The following is a 21261-nucleotide window of genomic DNA, read 5'->3' on the forward strand; positions in this document are numbered from 1 at the left end:
GCGACGCCAGAGGCAGGCGGGACCAGCGACTACGCTCGACACATGAACGAAGGCTTCGAGACCCTGGCCATCCATGCAGGCCAGGAACCCGACCCGCACACGGGCGCGGTCGTGCCGCCCATTTACGCGGTGTCCACCTACAAGCAGGACGGCGTGGGCGGGTTGCGCGCCGGATACGAGTACAGCCGGTCGGCCAACCCGACCAGGTCGGCGCTGGAGGAGGCCCTCGCCGCGGTAGAAGGAGGCGCGCGGGGCCTGGCGTTCGCGTCGGGCCTGGCCGCCGAGGACACGCTGATCCGGACCGTGTGCGAGCCCGGCGACCACGTGCTGATCCCCGGCGACGCCTACGGCGGCACCTACCGGCTCTTCTCGCGGGTCCTGTCGCGGTGGGGCCTGAGCTTCGACCCGGTGCCGCTCGGCGACCTCGACGCCGTACGGGCGGCCATGCGGCCCGAGACCAAGGCGATCTGGGTGGAGACGCCCACCAACCCGCTGCTCGGCATCGCCGACATCGTGGCCCTGGCCCAGATCGCCCACGAGAGCGGCGCCCTGCTCCTGGTGGACAACACGTTCGCCTCGCCGTACCTGCAGCAGCCGCTGGCGCTGGGTGCGGACGTGGTGGTGCACTCGACGACCAAATACGTGGGAGGTCACTCCGACGTCGTGGGCGGCGCGCTGGTCGCCCGCTCCGGTGAGCTGGGCGAGCGGCTCACCTACCACCAGAACGCGATCGGCGCGGTGGCCGGGCCGTTCGACTCGTGGCTGACCCTGCGGGGTCTCAAGACGCTCGGCGTGCGGATGGACCGGCACTGCGACAACGCCGAGCGGGTCGTCGACATGCTGCTGTCGCACAAGAAGGTGACCGAGGTGCTCTACCCCGGCCTGCCCGGCCACCCCGGGCACGAGGTGGCGGCCAAGCAGATGCGCCGCTTCGGCGGGATGGTCTCGTTCCGCGTCGCGGGCGGCGAGGAGGAGGCCGTCGCGATCTGCGGCCGCACCCGCCTGTTCACGCTGGGCGAGTCCCTCGGCGGAGTCGAGTCGCTGATCGAGCACCCCGGCCGGATGACGCACGCCTCGGCCGCGGGCTCGCCGCTGGAGGTGCCCGCCGACCTCGTCCGCCTCTCGGTCGGCATCGAGACGATCGACGACCTGCTCGCCGACCTGAGCGAGGCCCTCGGATAGGTCGGTCGCCCCTGATCAACAGGCGCTGATCAGGAGGCGCTGATCAGGAGGCGCCGTTCAGCAGGCCGTCGCCGGCTCGGCGTCGGCCTGCCGTACGGGCCGGACCAGCCAGGGCTCGCCGAGTAGGGCGACGAGCGCCACGGCGGCCAGGGCGGCGCCGGTGAGCGCCACGCTGTGCGTGCTCACGTGGTCGAGGAGCGCCCCGCCGAGCAGGGAGCCTGCGGCGATGCCGACGTTGAAGGCCGAACTGGTGCCCGCGGAGGCGACGTCGGTGCTTCCCGGCGCGACCTGCAGGGTGCGGTTCTGGATGGCGGTGGCCAGCGCGCTGTACGCCAGCCCGGCCAGGCACAATCCGGCCACGGCGGCGGGCTGGGCGGCGCCCAGCACGTAGAGCACGAGCAGGCCGCCGCTCACCGTCGCCAGCGGCACGATCAGCGCTCCGCGCGGGCGCCGGTCGAGGAAGGCTCCGACCGTGATCGTCCCGATGACGCCGGCGATGCCTGAGACGAACAGCAGCGACCCCAGGGCCTGCGGGGCGAAACCGCTGACCTCCTGCAGATACGGGGTGATGTAGGTGAAGGCGGTGAGGAAGCCGGTGACGCCGATGACGGTGGCGGCCAGCAGGATCCCGTATCTGCGGGCGTCGGGCATGGAACCTCGCATCGCCTCGGCTCCCCGGGCGCCGGCCGGGGGAAGCAGCGTGATCATCGCGATGCAGGTGAGCAGGCCGAGGCCCGACACCACGAGGAAGGAGACCCGCCAGCCCGCCTGCTGGCCGAGCCAGGTGCCGGCGGGGACGCCCAAGACGGGAGCGAGGGAGTTGCCGATCGACAGGCGGGCGACCACCCGGCCCTGCGATCGCGGCGGGAAGAGCCCGATGGCGGTGGTCGCGACCACCGACCAGAACAGTGCCTGGGTCAGCGCGGTGAGCAACCGCGCGGCGAGCAGCACCTCGTAGCTCGGCGCCACCGCGGTCAGCAGCGTGCCGGCCGTGAGCACGCCCAGCGTGAGGGCGAGCAGCGTACGGCGGGGCACCCGCAGGGCGAGCCTGGCCAGCGGCACCGAGGCCAGCACGACCACGGTCGCGTAGCCGGTGACGATCAGGCCCATCTCCGACGCGGACCGGTGCAGGTCGGACCCCATGACCGTGAGCAGCCCGATCGGGAGGAGCTCGACGGTGACGTAGGCGAACGCGGCCACGGCGAGGGCCACCACCGCCCAGACGGCCCGCCGTCGCGAGACCGCCGGGGGCAGATCGGGGATCACGAGGGGTTGAAGAAGACCATCAGGAAGAGGATCACCAGCCAGATCAGCGCGACGAGGCCGGAGAAGGCGGCGATCCGCCCCGTCTGCACCCTGGCGTCGTCGTCGGTGTTCTCGGTCGACAGCGCCTGCAGTGCCGACCGCTGGTCGCGGTCGATGATGACCAGCAACACCGCGGCCACGATGAACAGCGTCATCGAGACCGACAGGTACGGCTTGGCCAGCGCACTGCGGCCGAGCGCCAGTCCGAAGACGAACACGCCGAGCGTCAGCAGCCCGAAGAGCCGGGTGGACCGGTTGAGGTACTTCAGGACGTTGACGTCGCGGGCCCTGATGTAGCGGGGCGTGACGCTCGTCACCGCCGTCAGCGGTCCGATCGCGAAGACGGCGAAGCCTATGTGCAGCCACAGGAGCAGCTTGTCGAGGAACGACATGTCGCCCAAGTTATCGCCTGACTCCGCGATCGGGGAATGAGCGGACGGCAAGATCTGGATCAACGACGGCGGCGGGGACGGTTGTGCACACACATTTCGTACATCAGGCCTGTGGCGATCATGAGGACGACCAGGCCGACGGCGGCGAACATCGGGCTCTCCCTCCACGATCGTGGAACGGTCGGCACCCCCTATGAATATCGTCCGTGGATCGCAGCAGGATCGGCAATCGATTATCGTCCACGCCTTGACAGGTCAGCGGGAGCGCCGGGCCCGCAGGAAGTCGCTGACGACGTATTCGCCGAGACGGTCGGCGCTGGCGGAGAACACGCGGCCGCCGTTGCGCCGGGCGACCTCGTTGACGAAGTCCTTCAGCCGTTCGTCGGCGGCGAGCATGAACACGTTGAGCGTCGCCCGCCGCCGGGTCATCTTGTCGACCTCGGCCAGGGTCAGTTCGAGGGTCTCCGCGGAGGGCGGCCACTCGAAGCGCGGCACCCCGCTGCGGGTGAGATGGGCGGTCGGCTCACCATCGGTGACGACCAGGACCACGGGCTCGAAGTCGGGATGCCGGTCGAGATGGCGGCCCGCGATCAGGAGCGCGTGGTGCAGGTTGGTGCCCTGGACCATGTCCCACTCCAGGCCGGCCAACTCGTCGGGCTGGAGCACCCGGGCGTAGTTGGAGAACCCGATGATCTGGACGGCGTCCTGCGGGAACTTGGAGGCCACCAAGGCCTGGAGCGCCAGCGCCGTCTGCTTGGCCGCCGCCCAGGTGCCCCGAAGTGCCATCGAGTACGACAGGTCGACCAGCAGGCACACCGCCGCGGCGGTGCGCCGTTCGGTTTCGGCCACCTCGAAGTCGTCGACGGTGAGGGCCACCCGGCCTGAGGGGGAGGGTGCCCGGCGCACGCCGTTGACGATGGTCCGCACGACGTCGATCGGCTGCTCGTCGCCGAACCGCCAGGGGCGGCTGGATCCGGTGAGCTCGCCCGCCTTGCCCGCGTCGTGCTGGTCGTGGTCGCCGCGACGACCGGACTCGAGCGAGGAGAAGACGCGGCGCAGCGCCGTCTCCCCGAGGCGGCGGACCGCCTTGGGGGTGAGTTCCAGCTTGCCGCGGTGGCGGCGGAGGTACCCCTGGGCCTCCAGTTCACGCTCCACCTGGCGCAGGGCGTCCAGGTCGTCCACGGCGGAGCGGCCGAGGGCCCTCCTGATCGCGTCCTCGTCGATGTCGTCGAGCCGGGCGCCCGGGTAGTCCTGGCGCAGGGCCGTCTCCAGGTCGCTCAGGTCGGCGAGGTCCTGCAGGGCGGTCACGGCGTCGCCCATGCCCAGGGGTTCGTCGCCGGAGACCCGTTCCGGTGTGTTCCAGGCGAGATCGGGGCGGCGGGAGTACAACGCGTTGCCCAGCCGCCGCATCTGCTCCGCAAGGCCCGCCTGCTGCAGCGCCTGGTCGATCAGACCGGACAGCTCCTCGCGCTGGCCGGGGGTCAGCGAGGCGAGCAGCCGCTGCGTCGCCGCCGCCCGGCGGGCGAGGATGTCGACCAGTTCCTCGAGGTTCCGCGGATTCTCGGGAAACATATCCCGATATTTCTGCATGAACTGGTCGAAATCGTCTTGGGTGTGCTCGCCCCGCGAATCGCGGTCGAGCATGTCGTTGAGGTCGGACATCATCTGGCGGACCCGCTCCATGGCGGCGGGGTCCGGGTTGGCCAGCGCGTCCCGCATGCCGCGGAACTGGCTGTCCAGCACCTCCCTGCGCAGCAGGTCGCGCAGCTCCTCGAACGTCTGGCGGGCCGCCGCCGACCTCCAGTCGTACTCGCCGAGCTCCTGGACGGCCCGCGCCGTGTCGGAGGGCAGCGCGTCGAGCGAGGCCTCCCGGAACCGCGCGTCGTCGGATGGGTCGGGGAACAACTCGGCCCGCTCCTGGCCGATCGCCTTGTCGAGCAGGGCCCGGGCGCGCTCCAGCGTTCCGTCGAGGCGCGTGTTGTCCCTCAGCTCGCGGCGGCGTCGCCGTACCTGCCTGAGGAGGTCCTCGAGGCCGCGCCGGTCGGCCGCCCCCGGCAGGCCGCGCCTGAGCAGGTCGCGCAGCGCGTCGAGGGGCGTCGAGCCGGACAGGATCGCGTCGCCCATCTCGTCGAGCGCCCCGCGCACGTCGTACGGCGGGGCCAGCGGATCGGGCCCCTCGTGAAACTCCCCGTACCGATATGCCACGAGATCACGCTAACCCGCGGACGAGGAAGGTGTGCGGGCGGCCGGTCATGTCCGGTAGACCGATCCGCCCGCGACCTCGTCCTTCGAGAGGCGGCGCATCAGGTAGAGACCTTCCAGGGCGAACTCCAGCGCGGCGGCGGCGTGCCCGGGGGACTCCTCGCCCTCCCCGAGCCCGAGCCGCGACATGATCTTCGCGAGGCCGTCGACCCTGCCGATCCGCTTGAGCAGCTCGTGGGCCGGCACCAGCTCGCCCGACTCGACCTGCACGCCCTCGGAGAACTTGTCGATCAGCGGGGCGAGATCGGTGCCGCCGAGCGAGCCGCGGAACGTCTCGGCCGTGGCCCTGCGCAGCAGGTGGGCCAGCACCTCGATCTCACGGCCCTCCTCGCTGACCTCGAACTCGACCTTGCCGCGCAGGGTGTGCACCACACCGGGCAGGTCGCAGATCCGCGTCACCGGGTGCTCCTCGCCGGTCAGGGCCGCCCGCCGTACGGCTGAGGCCGCCGCGGACTCGGCGGCGGCGATCGAGAAGCGGGCGGAGACGCCGGAGCGGGCGTCGATCGCGGTGGACTCGCGCACCAGCCGGGTGAAGCGGGCGATGACCTCCAGGAGGTGGTCGGGCAGATCGGCGCCGAGCTCGTCCAGCGCGGCCTCCTGGCGGATCAGGACGAGCTCGTTCTCGACCGACAGGGGATAGTGCGTGCGGATCTCCGCGCCGAAGCGGTCCTTGAGCGGGGTGATGATCCGGCCCCGGTTCGTGTAGTCCTCGGGGTTGGCGCTGGCGATGAGCAGGATGTCGAGGGGGAGCCGCAGGTTGTAACCCCTGACCTGGATGTCGCGCTCCTCCAGCACGTTGAGCAGCGACACCTGGATGCGCTCGGCCAGGTCGGGCAGCTCGTTGACGGAGAAGACGCCCCGGTTGGTGCGCGGCACGAGGCCGTAGTGCACGGTCTCCGGGTCGCCCAGGGTGCGCCCCTCGGCGATCTTGATGGGGTCGATGTCTCCGATGAGGTCGCCGACCGAGGTGTCGGGCGTGGCGAGCTTCTCGCCGTACCGGTCGTCGCGGTGGCGCCACGCGACAGGAAGGTCGTCGCCGAGTTCGGCGGCCAGGCGCAGGCAGCGCACGCAGGCGGGCTCGTACGGATGGTCGTTGATCTCGCATCCGGCGACGACGGGCGACCATTCGTCGAGAAGCTCGGTGACCGTGCGGATCAGGCGGGTCTTGCCCTGGCCGCGCTCACCGAGGAGCACCAGGTCGTGCCCCGCGATCAGGGCGCGCTCCAGGTGGGGAAGCACCGAGTCGTCGAAGCCGATGATGCCGGGGAAGCGGGGCTCGCCGGTCCGGAGCCGGGCCAGGAGGTTCTCGCGGATCTCGGCCTTCACGGTCCGGTGGCGGTGTCCACTCTCGCGCAGTTCACGCAGAGTGCTGCTGGCAGGCGCGGGCGATTTGTGCACGCTGCCGAGACTACGTCCCCATCCTGGGAGTCGGCATCCCGGTTCGCCTGATCCGAATTCCGGATCTTGACCATCGCGTGACGCGTTGCGTGCGTTGTTGTCCCTGTAGTGGGGAGAATCGGGCAAGGAGATCCGCTAGCGAACAGGGGGCGGGGCTATGGCGGTACTGACGAGCCGCTTCGCCGATGGTCTCGCCGTGCACGCCGATCTGGGGGAGGCGGCCGAGGTCGCGATCCGCCAGGCACTGTCCGGGCTGTCGGGACCCCCCGACCTGGTGTGCTTCTTCATCTGCGGCGAGGATCCCGACGAGATCGTCCGCGCCGGACGGCGGGCGATGGCCATGGTGCCGAACGCCCATGTGATCGGTTGCAGCGCCACGGGAGTGATCGGGGACGCCAGGGGAGTCGAGCTCACCTCCGCCGTGAGCGCCTGGGCGGCCTCCCTCGGCGACGCCAGAGCCACCACGTTCGCGCTGGAGACCCTCCGTACGAGCGACAGGTTCGTGGTCGTGGGCCTGCCCGACCGCGCCCTCGACGACCAGGTCGCCATTCTGCTGTCTGACCCCTACAGCTTCCCGACCGACGCGTTCATCGAGCACTCCCACGAGGTCCTGGGCACGCTGCCGATCATCGGCGGGCTGGCCAACGGCCTGCAGGGGCGGGGGTCGGTCCGGTTGTTCGCCGACGGCGAGGTCTACCAGGAGGGCGCGATCGGGGTGATCCTCAGCGGCCCGGTCACGATCGGCACCGTCGTCAGCCAGGGGTGCCGCCCCATCGGGCCGTCGATGGCCGTCACCCGGGCCGAGGAGAACCTGCTGCTGGAGCTGGCCGGGCAGCCCGCCCTGGCCCGCCTGGAGGACATCGTCAGCGACCTCGACGAGGAGGACCGCGAGCTGGTCGCCTCGGGGTTACAGATCGGTGTCGCGATGGACGAATACGCCGAGCGGCACGAGCGCGGCGACTTCCTCATCAGGGGAGTGCTGGGCATCGATCCCGAGCGGGAGGCGGTCGCCGTGGGCGACGTCCTGGAGATCGGCAGGACCGTGCGCTTCCAGGTGAGAGACGCGGAGACCGCCGACGAGGACCTCTACGAACTGCTCGACGCCCATCTGGAGCAGGTCGGCCGGGTCGACGGGGCGCTGGTGTTCTCCTGCAACGGCCGGGGCTCCGCGATGTTCGGGTCAGCTGATCATGATGCTCTCGCGATAAGGGACACCCTCGGACCGATCGGTGTTGCGGGGTTCTTCGCCGCGGGCGAGGTGGGTCCCGTCGGCGGGCACAACCACGTGCACGGCTTCACCGCCTCAATCCTGGTGTTCTCGTCATAACCCCCCAGAGGAGCGTGGCCGTGGCCGACAGCGCAGGCACGGGCGGTGTGGTGCTGGCCGTCGACATCGGCGGGACGAAGTTCGCCGCGGGGTTGGTAAGCCAGGACGGCACGCTGATGCGCGTCCGCCGGGTGGCCACTCCTCCGGGCGGCGACGCGGAGACGCTGTGGAAGGCGCTGGAGGGCCTCCTCGACGGCCTCGTCGGCGCCTCCGCCGGGGCCGCCCGGCCCGACGAGGTGACGGGCGTGGGCGTCGGGTCGGGAGGGCCGATGTTCTGGCCGTCCGGCGAGGTCTCGCCGCTCAACATGCCGGGCTGGCGGGCCTTCCCGCTCAGGGACCGGATCGCCGCCCGCTTCCCCGGCGTGCCCGTGCGCGTCCACAACGACGCGATCTGCGTGGCCATCGCCGAGCACTGGCAGGGGTCGGGCCGGGGCAGCGAAAACATGCTCGGGATGGTGGTCTCCACCGGCGTCGGCGGCGGGCTCATCCTCGGTGGCCGGCTGATCGACGGCGGTACGGGCAACGCCGGCCACATCGGCCACGTGGTGGTGGACCCGGTGGGCCCGCCGTGCCGGTGCGGAGGCCGCGGCTGCCTGGAGGCGATCGCCCGCGGCCCGGGGCTCGCCGAATGGGCGGTGGCCCAGGGCTGGCGCCCGGGAGCCCACGCCCAAACGGGCGAGGGCCTCTACAAGGAGGCCGCGGCCGCCAACGCCCGCGCCCTGGCGGCCGACGCGAAGGAGGGCGACCCGATCGCGATGGCCGCCATGACCCGCGCCGGGCGCGCGGTCGGGATCGCCGTCGCCTCCGCCGCGAGCCTGTGCGACTTCGAGGTCGTGACCATCGGCGGAGGGCTCTCCCAGGCCGGCCCGCTGCTGTTCGGCCCGCTCGAGGAGGCGCTTCGCGAGCATGCGCGCATCGAGTTCGCCACGCGGGTGCGCGTCGTGCCGGCCGCGCTCGGCCAGGAGGCCGGGCTCATCGGGGCCGCGGCGCTGATCCTGGCCGCCGACCGCTATTGGGGCCCTCGCTAGTCTGATCACACGTATGTCGCGGGAAAGGCGATTCGCATGACTTTCGGGGCACTAGCCGGGATCGCGCTCGTGGCGTTGGGGATGGTGCTCACCCCGGGGCCCAACATGGCCTACCTGGTCTCACGGTCGATCACCCAGGGGCGGCGGGCGGGCCTGACCTCGCTGACCGGGGTGGCCATGGGCTTCATGGCCTATCTGGGGGCCACCTGTTTCGGGCTCACGGCGGTGTTCGCCCTCGTCCCCGAGGCGTACACGGCGATCAAGCTCATCGGTGCGGGCTACCTCCTCTACCTGGCGTGGAAGACCCTCAAGCCCGGCGGGGTCTCGGTCTTCCAGCCCAAGGCGCTGCGCCCCGACCCGCCTCGCAAGCTGTTCATGATGGGCCTGGTCACCAACCTGCTCAACCCGAAGGCCGCCGTGATGTACATGTCGCTGCTGCCCCAGTTCATCGACCCGGCGGCGGGCCACGTCATGGCCCAGAGCTTCATGCTGGGGTCGGTGCAGATCGTGATCAGCATGGCGATCAACACCGTCATCGTGCTGACCGCGGGAAGCCTGGCCGCCTTCCTCGCCACCCGGCCGACCTGGTTGCGGTTCCAGCGCTACGCCATGGGCACCCTGCTCGGGGCCTTCGCCGTGAAACTGGCGGCCGACCGCTCGCGCGCCGTCGTGGCCACATCGTGAGGCCTGCGAAGATGGGCGGCATGACCGTCCCACAGGTGACGTACGACGACGTCGTTGCCGCACGCGAGGTCCTCGACGGCGTGATCGCGCACACGCCGGTGGTGCATTCGCGCGTGTTGTCGGAGACGGTGGGCGGCCCGGTCTATCTCAAGTGCGAGAACCTCCAGCGGGCCGGGTCGTTCAAGGTCCGCGGGGCCTACGTGCGCATCGCCCGCCTGACCGACGAGGAGCGGGCGCGCGGGGTCGTCGCGGCCAGCGCGGGCAACCACGCCCAGGGCGTGGCCCTCGGCTCCGGCCTGCTCGGTGCCAAGGCGACCGTCTACATGCCGGAGGGCGCGCCCCTGCCCAAGGTCGAGGCCACCCGGGCGTACGGCGCCGACGTGGTCTTCTCCGGGCACATGGTCGACATGGCGCTGCAGGCCGCCCGGGAACACGCGGACAAGACCGGCGCCGTGTTCATCCATCCGTTCGACCACCCCGACGTGGTCGCCGGCCAGGGAACTGTCGGCCTGGAGATCCTCGAGCAGTTGCCCGAGACGGCGACGATCGTGCTGCCCATCGGAGGCGGCGGCCTCGCCGCCGGCGTCGCGCTGGCCGTGAAGTCGCAGCGGCCGGGCATCAAGGTGGTGGGCGTCCAGGCCGAGCGGGCCGCCGCCTACCCGGAGTCGCTCGCGGCCGGGCATCCGGTCATGGTGGAGCCGATGTCCACGATGGCCGACGGCATCGCCGTCGGGCGGCCGGGCGAGCTGCCGTTCGAGCTGATCCACTATCTGGTCGACAGCGTGGTCACGGTCTCCGAGGAGTCGTTGTCACGGGCGTTGCTGCTGTGCCTGGAGCGCTCGAAGCTCGTCGTGGAGCCCGCGGGCGTCGCCGGAGTAGCGGCCCTGCTCGACCAGCCGCACGCCTTCGAGCCGCCGGTGGTCGTGGTGCTGTCCGGGGGCAACATCGACCCGCTGCTCCTCGCCAGGGTGCTCAGGCACGGCCTGGCCGCCGCGGGGCGCTATCTCGCCTTCCGCATCAGGCTGACCGACCGGCCGGGCGCGCTCGCCGCGCTGCTGGGCAGGCTCGCCGACCTCGGGGTCAACGTCCTCGACGTGGTGCACGAACGTATGGGCGCCCGGCTTCACCTGGACGAGGTGGAGGTCCTGCTGCAGCTGGAGACCAGGGGCCCCGCACACTGCGACGAGGTGCTCGGCGCGTTGCGGCGCGACGGCCACAAGCTGATCTTCTCCTGATCCGTACGGCCAGGCCGGCCCGCCTCAGATGGTGGCGGCCGGCCGGCCGGTGCGGAACAGCCAGCCGTCGAAGAAGGCGGTGAGGTTCCTGGCCGATACCTGCTGGGCCATGGCGATGAACTGCTCGGTGGTGGCGTTGCCGTACCGGTGGGTGCTCGCCCACTTCTTGATCAGGGCGAAGAAGAGCGGGTCGCCGATCTCCCTGCGCAGCGCGTGCAGCGTCATGGCGCCCCGGGTGTAGACCGAGTTGTTGAACAGGTCGGCCCGCTGGGCCCGGCCCGGCGGGTAGCTCCACATCGGGTCGAGCGCCTTCTCGTAGTAGGCGCGGAAGACTGAGTCGGCGCTCGCCTTGCCGTCGTGCTCCGACCACAACCATTCGGCGTACGTGGCGAACCCCTCGTTCAGCCACAGGTCCTTCCAGCGCGTGATGCTCACGCTGTTGCCGAACCACTGGTGGGCAAGCTCGTGCGCCATGATCCCGGTGGTGGGGGAGAACCCCCCGTAGATGGGCTTGGTCTGGTTCTCCAGCGCATACCCGGCGGAATAGTCGTCGAGCACGGCGCCCGTCGAGGAGAACGGGTAGGGGCCGAAGACGCCGGCCCAGTAGTCGGTGATCCTTCCGGACTCGGTGTAGAGGCTGTCCAGCGTGCTCCGGAACGCGGGGTCGACGGCCGCGTAGATCGGGATGCCGGCCGGGCTGGTCCCGGTGCGCACGTCGAACTTCCCGGTCATCATCGTCGCCAGGTAGGACGCCATGGGGTGCTTCTCCCGCCAGACGAACTTGGTGGTGGCGCCGCTGGTGACGGGTGGGCCGGCCTGCTCGCCGTTGGCGATGGCGGTGACGCCCGCAGGCACGGTGATCTCGAAGGTGTAGGTCGCCTTGTCGGCCGGGTGGTCGTTCGACGGGAACCACGTCTTGGCGCCGTTGGGCTCGCAGGTCACGAACGAGCCGTCCGCGGTCGCGATGAATCCGTAGGTGCCGAGGTTGGCGTAGTTGCGGATCGGGTCGGGCACCCCGGAGTAGTGAACCGTGACGTCGAACCGGGCGCCGTCGGTGATCGGCGTCGCGGGGGTGACGGTCAGCTCGTCGCCCTGCCTGCCGAATCCGGCCTCGGCGCCGCCGACGGTCACCCGGCTCACCGTGAGCCCGTGCAGGTCGAGGTGGAAGGCGGTCAGGTCCTGTACGGCTTCAGCCTGCACGGTGGCGCTGCCCACCAGGCGCTTGGTGGCGGGGTCGTAGGACAGCTTGAGCGTGTAGTGCTCGACGTCGTAGCCGCCGTTGCCGTCCTCGGGGAAGTCGGCATCGCCGATGCCGGGAGCGCCGGCCGACGATGCGCCCCGCACCGCGCCTTCGGACGGCGAGCACGCCACGGAAATCCCGGCCGTTACCAGGGACAACGCGACGCCCAGCGACAGCGGTCGCACGATCGTGCGGGAGCGGGCGGGGTGGCGCGGCGGAGTCGTCGAACGATGAGCAGCCATATGTCGAGCCACCTTACGTGAGGTGGGTTCCCAGGTCAGGCACCGACGATCCGGCGTTGCACCCCGCCGCCCGCTACCGCGTGGCGTCAGGCGGCTACAGGGTGCCGCGCAGGGCCTGCTCGCGCTCGATCGCCTCGAACAGCGCCTTGAAGTTGCCCTTGCCGAACCCGAGCGAGCCGTGCCGCTCGATCAGCTCGAAGAACACCGTGGGACGGTCGACGACCGGCTTGGTGAAGATCTGCAGCAGGTAGCCGTCCTCGTCCCTGTCGACCAGGATGCTGCGCTTCTTGAGCTCCTCGACCGGCACGCGTACCGTGCCGATCCGCTCCCGCAGCTCCGGGTCGTCGTAGTAGGAGTCGGGCGTGGCCAGGAACTCCACCCCGGACTTCCGCATGTGGTCCACGGTCGCCACGATGTCGTTGGTCGCCAGGGCGATGTGCTGCACGCCGGCCCCGCCGTAGAACTCGAGGTACTCCTCGATCTGCGACTTCTTCTTGCCCTCCGCGGGCTCGTTGAGCGGGAACTTGACCTTCCGGGTGCCGTCGGCGACCACCTTCGACATCAGCGCCGAGTATTCGGTCGCGATGTCGTCGCCGATGAACTCGGCCATCTTGGTGAAGCCCATGATCCGCTCGTAGAAGTCGACCCACTCGTCCATGCGCTCGACGTTGCCCACGCAGTGGTCGATCGCCTGGAACACGCGGCCGTGCTTCGCGTCCGGAGCGTCGACGATCGGCTGGGCGGGGACGTAACCGGGCAGGTAGACGCCCTCGTAGGTGGACCGGTCGACGAAGGTGTGCCGGGTCTCGCCGTACGTGGCGATCGCCGAGATCGTGACCTTGCCGTGGTCGTCCTCCACGACGTGCGGCTCCACAAGGCCGGTGGCCCCCCGCTCGAGGGCGTGCCGGTAGGCCGCCTCCGCGTCGGGAACCTCGATCGCGAGGTCGATGACGCCGTCACCGTGGTCGGCCACGTGCTTGGCGAGCGCCGTGTCCGGCCGTACGGACCCGCGCAGCTCGAACCGCGCGGAACCGGAGACCAGGACGTACGCCACCTCGTCGGGGCTGCCCGTCTCCGGGCCCCGATAGGCCACGAGACGCATGCCGAAGGCGGTCGAGTAGTAGTGCGCGGCCTGCTTCGCGTTGCCTACGGCGAAGACCACCGCGTCCATGCCGTTCACAGGAAAGTTGTCACTCATGAGTCCACTGTCCGATGGGGTAGCCAAATTGTGCAAGGGTGAGCTGTATTGATGGACAATCTGCTCAATTGCTAACCCCGTATGGAGGTAAACGTTGTGATGATTGATCAGCTGGATGCCCGTCTTATTGCGTTATTGGAGGAAGAGCCCCGGATCGGGGTGCTCGAATGCTCCCGCCGGCTCAATGCCGCGCGGGGCACCATCCAGGCCAGGCTCGACCGGCTGGCGGCCAAGGGCGTGATCACCGGCCACGGACCGCAGATCGACCCGGCCGCGCTCGGCTTCGACGTCACGGCGTTCGTGACGCTGCAGATCCGGCAGGTCAGCGGGCATGTTCCGGTCGCGGACCGGCTGGCGCTCGTGCCGGAGGTGCTGGAGGTGCACACCATCACCGGCGGCGGGGACATGCTGTGCCGGGTCGTCGCACGCAGCAACGCCGATCTTCAGCGGGTCATCGACCTCATCGTCGACGTGGAGGGTGTCGTACGGACCTCGTCGGTCATCGCCCTCGACACACCTGTCCCTTATCGCACCCTGCCGCTCGTGAAGGCCGCCGGAACATAGCCCGGAAGACCCGGAATCCCGGGCGGTGACGCCGGGCCGTGCGCCAGTATGGGACCGGGCCAAGCATTGTTATCCATCGTTTACCGTGGATCCATCCGCCCAGCTCAGGGGCGTAATGGCATGTTTTGGGGGTAACGCGTGCACGGCGGCGATGAACGGGATCCTGACGCCCGTACCGATGCCGACACGACAGGGGGAGCCGGGGGTCGGGAGCGGTTCGAGGACACCTCGCCGCTCGACGAGACCGTACCGCTCGCCCGATTCGCGTCCCCGCCTCCCGCAGACGCGGGCAAGGCCGGGCGCCCGCGGAAGAGACGGCGGCCGCTGCGAATCGTCCTGCTCACCCTCGCGGGCTTCGTCGTCGCGGTGTTCGCGGCCGTCGGCGTGTTGTGGTTCATCACCCCCATCCCCGGGACCACCCAGGAACTCGCCACGGCCCAGGGCTCGGTGATCTACTACCGCGACGGCAAGACCGTGCTCGCGACGAAGGGCGTCAACCGTAAGGTCGTGCCGCTCGGCTCGGTGCCGAAGATCGTGCGAGACGCCGTGATCGCCGCGGAGAACCGCACGTTCTACCAGGACGACGGGGTCTCGTTCTCCGGCACCGCCCGCGCGATGTGGTCGACGATCACCGGGAACCAGCTCCAGGGCGGCTCCACGATCACCCAGCAGATGGTGCGTAACTACTACAGCGGCCTCGGCCAGGAACGCTCCATCGGGCGCAAACTCAAAGAGATCATGATCGCCCTCAAGGTGGATCGCTCGAAGCCCAAGGACTGGGTGCTGGAGCAGTACCTCAACACGATCTATTTCGGCAGGGGCGCCTACGGCATCCAGGCCGCCTCCCAGGCCTACTTCGCCAAGGACGTGGGCGGCCTGACGCCGGCCCAGGGGGCCTACCTGGCGGCGGTCATCCAGCAGCCCAGCCGCTTCGCCGATCCCGAGGGCGCCGATCTCGAGGCCGCCCGGGCCCGCTGGCAGGCGGTGATCGACGGCATGGTCGACACGCACGCGATGAGCTCGGGCCTGGCCGCCGCACAGCAGTTCCCCAAGCTGGCCGAACAGAAGGCGCCGTTCTCGCTCGGCGGGCAGAACGGTTACATGCTCGCCCAGGTGCAGGCGGAGCTGAACCGCCTCGGCTACACCAACGAGGACATCAACCAGGGCGGCCTGAAGATCACCACGACGTTCGACAAGAAGCTCATGAGCCTGGCCCAGCAGGCCGTGAAGGAGGTCCTGCCCAGCGGCACGCCCAAGAGCGTGCGCACCGGCCTGGCCGCCGTCGACCCCGCCACCGGAGAGGTGGTCGCCTTCTACGGCGGCGACTACGCGACCACGCAGTACGACAACGCGTTCTCCGCCCGGGTGCAGGCGGGCTCCAGCTTCAAGCCGTACGCGCTGGCCGCCGCGCTGCAGGCGGGTTACGGGCTCGGCACCAGGGTCTACGGCAACTCGCCGCTGCAGGTCGGCAGCGCTGAGATCCCCAACTCCGGGAACACCTCGTACGGCTCGGCCATCAACCTGATCCAGGCCACCCGCAATTCGGTGAACACCGCGTTCGTCGACCTCGGGCAGATGATCGGCCTGGACAAGGTCGCGGCGGCGGCCGAGGCGGCGGGAATCCCGGCCGACCAGCTCGCCAAGCAGAAGGACTTCCCGACGTTCCCGCTCGGCACCTCGTCGGTCAGCGCCGTGCAGCAGGCGTCGGGGTTCGCCACGTTCGCGGCGAAGGGCATCCACCGCCAGGCCCACGTGATCCGCTCGGTCACCGACGCCAACGGGGCGGCCAGGAACAACACGGTGAGCGGGGTGCGGGCCTTCACCGAGGCCACGGCCGCCGACGCCACCTACGCGATGGAGCAGGTCGTCCAGAGCGGCACCGGCACCTCCGCCCGCCTCTACGACCGCCCGGCCGCGGGCAAGACGGGCACCACCGACGAGTCGGCCGCCGTGTGGTTCTCGGGGTATGTGCCCCAGCTGGCCGTGGCCGTGGACATGTTCCGCGACGACAACAAGCCCGTGACCGTGCCCGGGTACGGCGCGCTGTACGGAGGCACGCTGCCCGCCGCCGTGTGGAGGTACTTCGTGAGCGCGGCGATGGAGGGCAAGCCGGTCAAGCAGTTCCCCGACCCCGTCTCCTGGGACCCCTACTACTACTGGGACGGGTACGGCGCGAGCGCGTCGCCTTCACCGTCGCGGCCGTCCGGCGACGACCTCACCCAGGCCCCGAGCCCGTCGAAGGGGGGCGTGGAGGGGCCGGCCACTCCCGGCGACCTCCTGGGCCCGCCCGACGGGGAGGACGAAGGCGTGCCCGGAGACGATCCGGGCGACGTGCTCCCCGATCAGGAACCCGGCCAGGGACCCGACGGGGAACCCGAATGGCAACCCGGTCAGCAGCAAGGGCGGCAACCCGGCCCGGACCAGCAGCCGGGACAGGAGCTCCCTCCCGGCCTCCCCTGAGCCCAGACGCCAGGCCCTACGCCGCGAGCTCTTCGCGCAGTTCCTTCGGGGTGGTGACGGGGGCGCGGCAGGCGAAACGGCGGCACACGTAGGCCGCGGGCTCCCCGCCGACCATGCCCCGCCCTTCGAGCAGGGGGACGTCCGCCGACCCTTCCTGGCCGACCGCGATGACGAGACCGGGAGCGCCCGACATGAGCGCGGCCCGGTGCAGCGCCTGGGTGCGCGGATCGTCCGCGGGCCCGATGATCGCGACCTCGACCGGGCCTTCGAGGGCGCCCTGCGCGACCGCGAGACCCCATCCGGCGAACCTCGCGTACTGCCCGGCCAGCACGGACACCGCACCGAGCGCCGCCTCCGCGGCCTCCCGGTGCCGGGCCGACCCGGTGAGCGCGGCGTACGACAGCAGCGCGCTGGCGGCGGCGAACTGGCCCGACGGGGTGGCGTTGTCGGTGGGGTCCTGCGGCCGCTGGAACAGCCGCTCCCCGTCGTCGGGAGAGTCGAAGAAACCGCCGGAGCCGTCGGGGAACCGCGCGAGCACGGTCTCCAGCAGCGCCTCGGCCCGTTGGAACCACCGCGTGCGGCCGGTCACGCCGTAGAGCGCGATGAAGCCTTCTGCGACGTTCGCGTAGTCCTCCAGCACGCCCGCGTTGGCACCCGCCCGCCCGTCCTTCGACGTGCGCAGCAGGCGGGCCTGGCCGGCCTCATCGGTGGTGTGCAGGTCGTCGAGCAGCCCGGCGGCCGTCTCGGCGGCCTCGATCAGGTCGGGCCGGCCGAACAGGGCGCCCGCCTCCGCCAGGGCCGCGATCGCCAGGCCGTTCCAGGAGGCGACCACCTTGTCGTCGCGCCCCGGCCGTGGCCGCAGTTCCCGTGCCGTGAGCAGTGCCGTACGGACCTGGTCGAACCGGGCGGCGGCGTCGGGGTCGGCGAGCAGTTGGAGCACCGAGGTGCCGTGCTCGAACGTCCCGGTCACCTCGAAGATCTCGGCCGCCCAGTCGCCGTCCTTCTCGCCGAGCACGTCACGAAGCTGCTCGGGCGTCCACACGTAGAACAGGCCCTCGCCGTGGGACCCGTCGGGGCCCTCGCTGTCGGCGTCCAGGGCGGAGGCGAAACCGCCTTCGGGGGTGCGCATCTCACGCAGCAGCCAGTCGGCGGTCTCGAGGGCGACCCGCCGGGCGAGCATCGAGCCCGTGGACCGCCACCAATGGGTGTAGACCCGCAGCAGCAGCGCGTTGTCATAGAGCATCTTCTCGAAGTGGGGGATCACCCAGTCCGCGTCCACCGAGTAGCGCGCGAATCCCCCGCCGATCTGGTCGTACATGCCCCCGCGCGCCATGGCCTCCATGGTCTTGCCGGCCATGGCGAGGGCGTCGGCCGTACCGTGCCTGAGCAGGAACTCCAGGACCATCGACGGAGGGAACTTGGGGGCGCCGCCGAAACCGCCCCTGCGCGGGTCGAAGCTCTCGGCGAGGTTGCGGACCGCCGCCTCCAGCACCGGCGCCCCGGGGAGCGGCCCGGTCGGCAGCCCGGCCCGCTCGTTGAGCGCGCCGACGACGGTGGACCCCTGGGCGACGACCGCCTGCCTGTCCTCGCGCCACGCCTGGGCGATCCCCTGCAGGAGCTGCTGGAACCGGGCGCGGGGGAAATAGGTCCCCGCGTAGAACGGATGCCCGTCGGGGGTGGCGAAGACGGTCATGGGCCAGCCGCCCTGCCCGGTCATGGCCTGGGTGGCGCCCATGTAGACCGCGTCCACGTCCGGCCGTTCCTCGCGGTCCACCTTGACGTTGACGAACAGCTCGTTCATGAGCGCGGCCGTCGCGGGATCCTCGAACGACTCGTGCGCCATGACGTGGCACCAGTGACACGCGGAGTATCCGACGCTGATCAGCAGCGGCACGTCACGCTCGCGGGCGGCCTCGAACGCCTCGTCTCCCCAGGCGAACCAGTCGACCGGGTTGCCGGCGTGCTGCAGCAGGTAGGGGCTCGTCGCGTCCTTCAGCCGGTTCACCTTCCCAGTCTGCCGTGACGCTCCCGAGACCGGCAAACAATGAGCTGATCATTCCGTTACGAGGGCAAGGCACGGCGGGGAACGCGGCGGGGATGTGTTCCGGCCCGGTGCAGCGTAGGCTCACGGGGCGTGAGCTTGGATCTGGACTTCGCGGTCAGGCATTCGGGGCGGCAGGCTGCGGCGCTGACGCGGCGCGACGTGGCGCGCGTGCTGCTGGCCGTCCCATCGGGGCAGGCGCTGGTCTCCCTGTCCGACCTGCGCCGGGAGCTGCTGGCGGCGGGCAATCCGCTGTCGGCCGTGTTCTGGGACTCGGCCAGGGCCATCCTGTCCCAGATCGAGTCCGGGGCGGCCACGGTGGGCGACGTCCAGCGCTGGCTGGAGGCCACGGGGACCGAGCCGATCCTGCTCACCCGCAGTTACTTCGTGTGGCCTGAGGAGAACGAGCGCGGTCCGGTGGCCACCGAGATGTACGAGCGCATGGTGGAGTTCCTGGAGGAGAAGGCGGCCACCGGCGAGATCGACGCCGACGCGCTGGCCGCCGGTGACGTCGGCGCCCGCCGCTCCTACGAGGACCTCCAGGAGCACTGGTTGTCGACGCCGCTGCCGGACGGGCGGGTGCCCAATGTCGTGGTCAGCGACGAGCAGGACCAGGAACTGTACGCGGCCTGGGACGAGGAGGAGGCGTTCGCGCTCAGCGAGCTGCGCCGGGTGCTCGACGACCTGCCCGAGCCGCCGCTGCCCGCCGACGATCTGCGCTCGGCCGCCGGGCGGCTCCGGGTGACGCTGACCCAGCAGGGCTATCCGGGCAACATCCTGCGGGCGTGCGCGGGGCTCGACGACGGCGTGCTCCCCGAGCGCGACGAGGATCTGTGGCTCACCGTGGCGGCCGGCATCGTGGCGCCGATCTCGGATCTGCCCGACGAAGAGGACGCGGCCCGCTTCTTCGACATGGAGGGAGAGCTGAGCCACGAGGACTCGATCCTGGCCTCCCTGTGCGCGATCCATCACGCGGACTGGCTGGCCGTGGTGATCACGCTGGCCCGCTACGGCCCGGGAGTGCTCGCCTCGCCTGAGCGGATCGCCCGGTTCATCGCCGATTCCGAGGACATCGACGTGGAGCCGGACGAGCCCGAGGACCTGGAGGCGACCGAGATGTTGTTCACGGCGGTGACGCCGCTGTGGGCGCACCTCGGCATCGTGGACAAGGCCGAGGTGTTCACGCCGCTGGGCTGGTGGGGCCTGCCCAAGGCGCTCGAGCGGGCCTGGTCGGGCGAGTAGGCCGGGTCAGTCCGCGGCGTCGACGCTCTCGAGGTAGTTCTCGTCGACGAGGTCGCGGTATTCGGGGTGCCGCTCGATGTAACCCGCCACGAAGGGGCACAGGGGGACGACCTTCAGACCCGCGGCGCGGGCCCGGTCGAGGGCGGTGGAGACGAGTTTGCTTCCCAGACCCTTGCCTTCGAACTCGTCGTGGATCACGGTGTGGGTGAAGACGATCTTTCCGGGCCGCAGGCGGTACTGCGCGATGCCGGCGAGTTCGCCGTCGACCCGGATCTCGTAGCGTGCGGCCTCGGTGTTGTCCACGACCTCGGTCACTCTTCGGCTCCGTTCTTGGCGCTCTCGCGGGTCTCCTGCTTCTCACCGTGCTCGTCCTGCGCACGGACCTTGGCGAACTGCCTGTTCATGGACTTGATCAGGAAGAACAGCGCGAGGCCGATGGCGGCGACGACGGCGAAGGCGAGGATCCCCGGACCGATGTTGCTGTAGTCGGGTGTGACGTTCACGGAACTCAGCTTACGAGCAGGCGGGTGAGACCCCCGCGTGGATCCCCGTGAACAGGTCGTCTTCGGGCAGCGTGGTGTCCACGAGGGACCGGGCCAGGTGGTAGTCCTCGGTGGGCCAGATCTCCTGCTGGATCTCCAGCGGGCACACGAACCAGAAGCCGTCGGGGTCCACCTGCGTGGCGTGCGCCATGAGGGCGCGGTCGCGCGTCTCGAAGTAGTCCGCGCACGGCACCCGGGTGGTGACCTCCCACTTCTGCGGCCTGTCCTCCCAGCGGGCGATCCAGTCGCTGTACGGCGAGCCCATGCCGCGCTCGGTCATGGCCGCGTGGAGGGCCTCGAAACGCTCCTTGGAGAAACCCATGTGGTAGTAGAGCTTCAAGGGCTGCCAGGGCTCTCCGGTGCCCACGTAGCGGTCCGGGTCGCCCGCCGCCTCGAACGCCTCCACCGACACCCGGTTCGTCATGATGTGGTCGGGGTGCGGATAGCCGCCGTTGTCGTCGTACGTCAAGATCACGTGAGGCTGGAACTCGCGGATCGCGGCCACCAGCGGGCGGGACGCCACGTCGAGGGGCTGAAGGGCGAAGCAACCCTCGGGAAGGGGCTCGTTCTCGTCCTCGGGGAGCCCGGAGTCGACGAACCCGAGGAAACGCTGGTCGACGCCGAGGATCTCGCGCGCCTTGGCCATCTCCTCGCGGCGCACCTCGCCGATGTTCTCCAGGATCTCGGGGCGTTCCATCTTCGGGTTGAGGATGGAGCCCCGCTCGCCGCCCGTGCACGTGATCACGAGGACCTCGACGCCCTCGGCGACGTAGCGAGCCATCGTGGCCGCGCCCTTGCTGGACTCGTCGTCCGGGTGCGCGTGAACGGCCATCAGCCTCAGCGGTGCACTCACGGTTCTCCTCTAGGTGTCCTGTGCTCCCAAGAGAGGTTAGCTTCTAATCAGCCGTGTGCTTCGGAT

18 protein-coding genes are annotated in these 21261 nt (G+C 70.5%); 8 read left to right on the top strand and 10 right to left on the bottom strand.

Annotated features, from left to right (window positions below; translation table 11 throughout):
* Window positions 1-42: 42 nt before the first annotated feature.
* Window positions 43-1182 carry a cystathionine gamma-synthase gene (locus Pth03_RS06580; RefSeq protein WP_203943215.1) on the top strand — a complete coding sequence of 380 codons (1140 nt, stop codon included), beginning with the start codon at window positions 43-45 and terminating at the stop codon, window positions 1180-1182.
* Between the two features lie 57 nt (window positions 1183-1239).
* Here Pth03_RS06580 and Pth03_RS06585 read toward each other — a convergent pair whose 3' ends face one another.
* From Pth03_RS06585 to Pth03_RS06600, 4 genes are all read right to left on the bottom strand, one after another.
* The gene (locus Pth03_RS06585) at window positions 1240-2448 is read right to left on the bottom strand and encodes an MFS transporter (protein ID WP_203943216.1); all 1209 of its coding nucleotides are present in this window, start codon (window positions 2446-2448) and stop codon (window positions 1240-1242) included.
* Entirely contained in the window at window positions 2445-2879 is a 435-nt protein-coding gene (locus Pth03_RS06590; RefSeq protein WP_203943217.1) for a hypothetical protein, read from the bottom strand. Before Pth03_RS06590 ends, Pth03_RS06585 begins: the two co-directional genes overlap by 4 nt.
* Before the next feature lie 255 nt (window positions 2880-3134).
* Window positions 3135-5084: a vWA domain-containing protein gene (locus tag Pth03_RS06595; protein WP_203943218.1), complete on the bottom strand. Its 1950-nt coding sequence runs from the start codon at window positions 5082-5084 to the stop codon at window positions 3135-3137.
* A gap of 45 nt (window positions 5085-5129) precedes the next feature.
* Entirely contained in the window at window positions 5130-6539 is a 1410-nt protein-coding gene (locus Pth03_RS06600; protein WP_203943219.1) for a sigma 54-interacting transcriptional regulator, read from the bottom strand.
* 157 nt (window positions 6540-6696) lie between these two features.
* Here Pth03_RS06600 and Pth03_RS06605 point away from each other — a divergent pair, with 157 nt between their 5' ends.
* Genes Pth03_RS06605 through ilvA form a run of 4 tightly spaced genes read left to right on the top strand, consistent with a single transcriptional unit; the run spans window position 6697 to window position 10813 of the window.
* Window positions 6697-7866 (top strand): FIST signal transduction protein, encoded by a 1170-nt coding sequence (locus Pth03_RS06605; RefSeq protein WP_203943220.1) that lies wholly within the window; start codon window positions 6697-6699, stop codon window positions 7864-7866.
* Between the two features lie 20 nt (window positions 7867-7886).
* Window positions 7887-8894 carry an ROK family protein gene (locus tag Pth03_RS06610; protein WP_239118799.1) on the top strand — a complete coding sequence of 336 codons (1008 nt, stop codon included), beginning with the start codon at window positions 7887-7889 and terminating at the stop codon, window positions 8892-8894.
* Window positions 8895-8930: 36 nt separating this feature from the next.
* Entirely contained in the window at window positions 8931-9578 is a 648-nt protein-coding gene (locus Pth03_RS06615; protein WP_203943221.1) for a LysE family translocator, read from the top strand.
* Between the two features lie 20 nt (window positions 9579-9598).
* On the top strand, window positions 9599-10813 hold the full coding sequence (gene ilvA, locus Pth03_RS06620) for a threonine ammonia-lyase (RefSeq protein ID WP_203943222.1): 1215 nt from the start codon (window positions 9599-9601) through the stop codon (window positions 10811-10813).
* A gap of 24 nt (window positions 10814-10837) precedes the next feature.
* Here the strand turns inward: ilvA and Pth03_RS06625 are convergent, their stop codons facing one another.
* Both Pth03_RS06625 and hppD read right to left on the bottom strand, forming a co-directional pair.
* A complete protein-coding gene (locus Pth03_RS06625; RefSeq protein ID WP_203943223.1) occupies window positions 10838-12295 on the bottom strand; it encodes a M1 family metallopeptidase in 1458 nt (485 codons plus the stop codon).
* A 94-nt stretch (window positions 12296-12389) separates the two neighbouring features.
* Window positions 12390-13493, bottom strand: a complete 1104-nt coding sequence (gene hppD / locus Pth03_RS06630; RefSeq protein ID WP_203943224.1) for a 4-hydroxyphenylpyruvate dioxygenase — start codon at window positions 13491-13493, stop codon at window positions 12390-12392.
* Between the two features lie 99 nt (window positions 13494-13592).
* Here hppD and Pth03_RS06635 point away from each other — a divergent pair, with 99 nt between their 5' ends.
* Together Pth03_RS06635 and Pth03_RS06640 are read left to right on the top strand one after the other, a co-directional pair.
* Window positions 13593-14057 carry an Lrp/AsnC family transcriptional regulator gene (locus tag Pth03_RS06635; protein WP_239118800.1) on the top strand — a complete coding sequence of 155 codons (465 nt, stop codon included), beginning with the start codon at window positions 13593-13595 and terminating at the stop codon, window positions 14055-14057.
* Between the two features lie 138 nt (window positions 14058-14195).
* Window positions 14196-16517, top strand: coding sequence for a transglycosylase domain-containing protein (locus tag Pth03_RS06640; RefSeq protein WP_239118801.1), 2322 nt, complete (start codon window positions 14196-14198; stop codon window positions 16515-16517).
* Between the two features lie 16 nt (window positions 16518-16533).
* Here the strand turns inward: Pth03_RS06640 and Pth03_RS06645 are convergent, their stop codons facing one another.
* Window positions 16534-18522 carry a thioredoxin domain-containing protein gene (locus Pth03_RS06645; protein WP_203943226.1) on the bottom strand — a complete coding sequence of 663 codons (1989 nt, stop codon included), beginning with the start codon at window positions 18520-18522 and terminating at the stop codon, window positions 16534-16536.
* A gap of 129 nt (window positions 18523-18651) precedes the next feature.
* On the opposite strand from Pth03_RS06645, the gene Pth03_RS06650 reads away from it, so the two are divergent.
* Window positions 18652-19800, top strand: coding sequence for a hypothetical protein (locus tag Pth03_RS06650; protein WP_239118802.1), 1149 nt, complete (start codon window positions 18652-18654; stop codon window positions 19798-19800).
* A gap of 6 nt (window positions 19801-19806) precedes the next feature.
* Here Pth03_RS06650 and Pth03_RS06655 read toward each other — a convergent pair whose 3' ends face one another.
* From Pth03_RS06655 to mca, 3 genes are read right to left on the bottom strand one after another with little or no spacing between them, the layout of a single operon-like run.
* The gene (locus Pth03_RS06655; RefSeq protein WP_203943227.1) at window positions 19807-20115 is read right to left on the bottom strand and encodes a GNAT family N-acetyltransferase; all 309 of its coding nucleotides are present in this window, start codon (window positions 20113-20115) and stop codon (window positions 19807-19809) included.
* Window positions 20112-20303: a hypothetical protein gene (locus Pth03_RS06660; RefSeq protein WP_203943228.1), complete on the bottom strand. Its 192-nt coding sequence runs from the start codon at window positions 20301-20303 to the stop codon at window positions 20112-20114. Before Pth03_RS06660 ends, Pth03_RS06655 begins: the two co-directional genes overlap by 4 nt.
* Window positions 20304-20313: 10 nt before the next feature.
* A complete protein-coding gene (gene mca / locus Pth03_RS06665; RefSeq protein WP_239118803.1) occupies window positions 20314-21195 on the bottom strand; it encodes a mycothiol conjugate amidase Mca in 882 nt (293 codons plus the stop codon).
* Window positions 21196-21261: the final 66 nt, after the last annotated feature.

It is taken from the genome of Planotetraspora thailandica (assembly GCF_016863335.1).
GTDB lineage: Bacteria > Actinomycetota > Actinomycetes > Streptosporangiales > Streptosporangiaceae > Planotetraspora > Planotetraspora thailandica.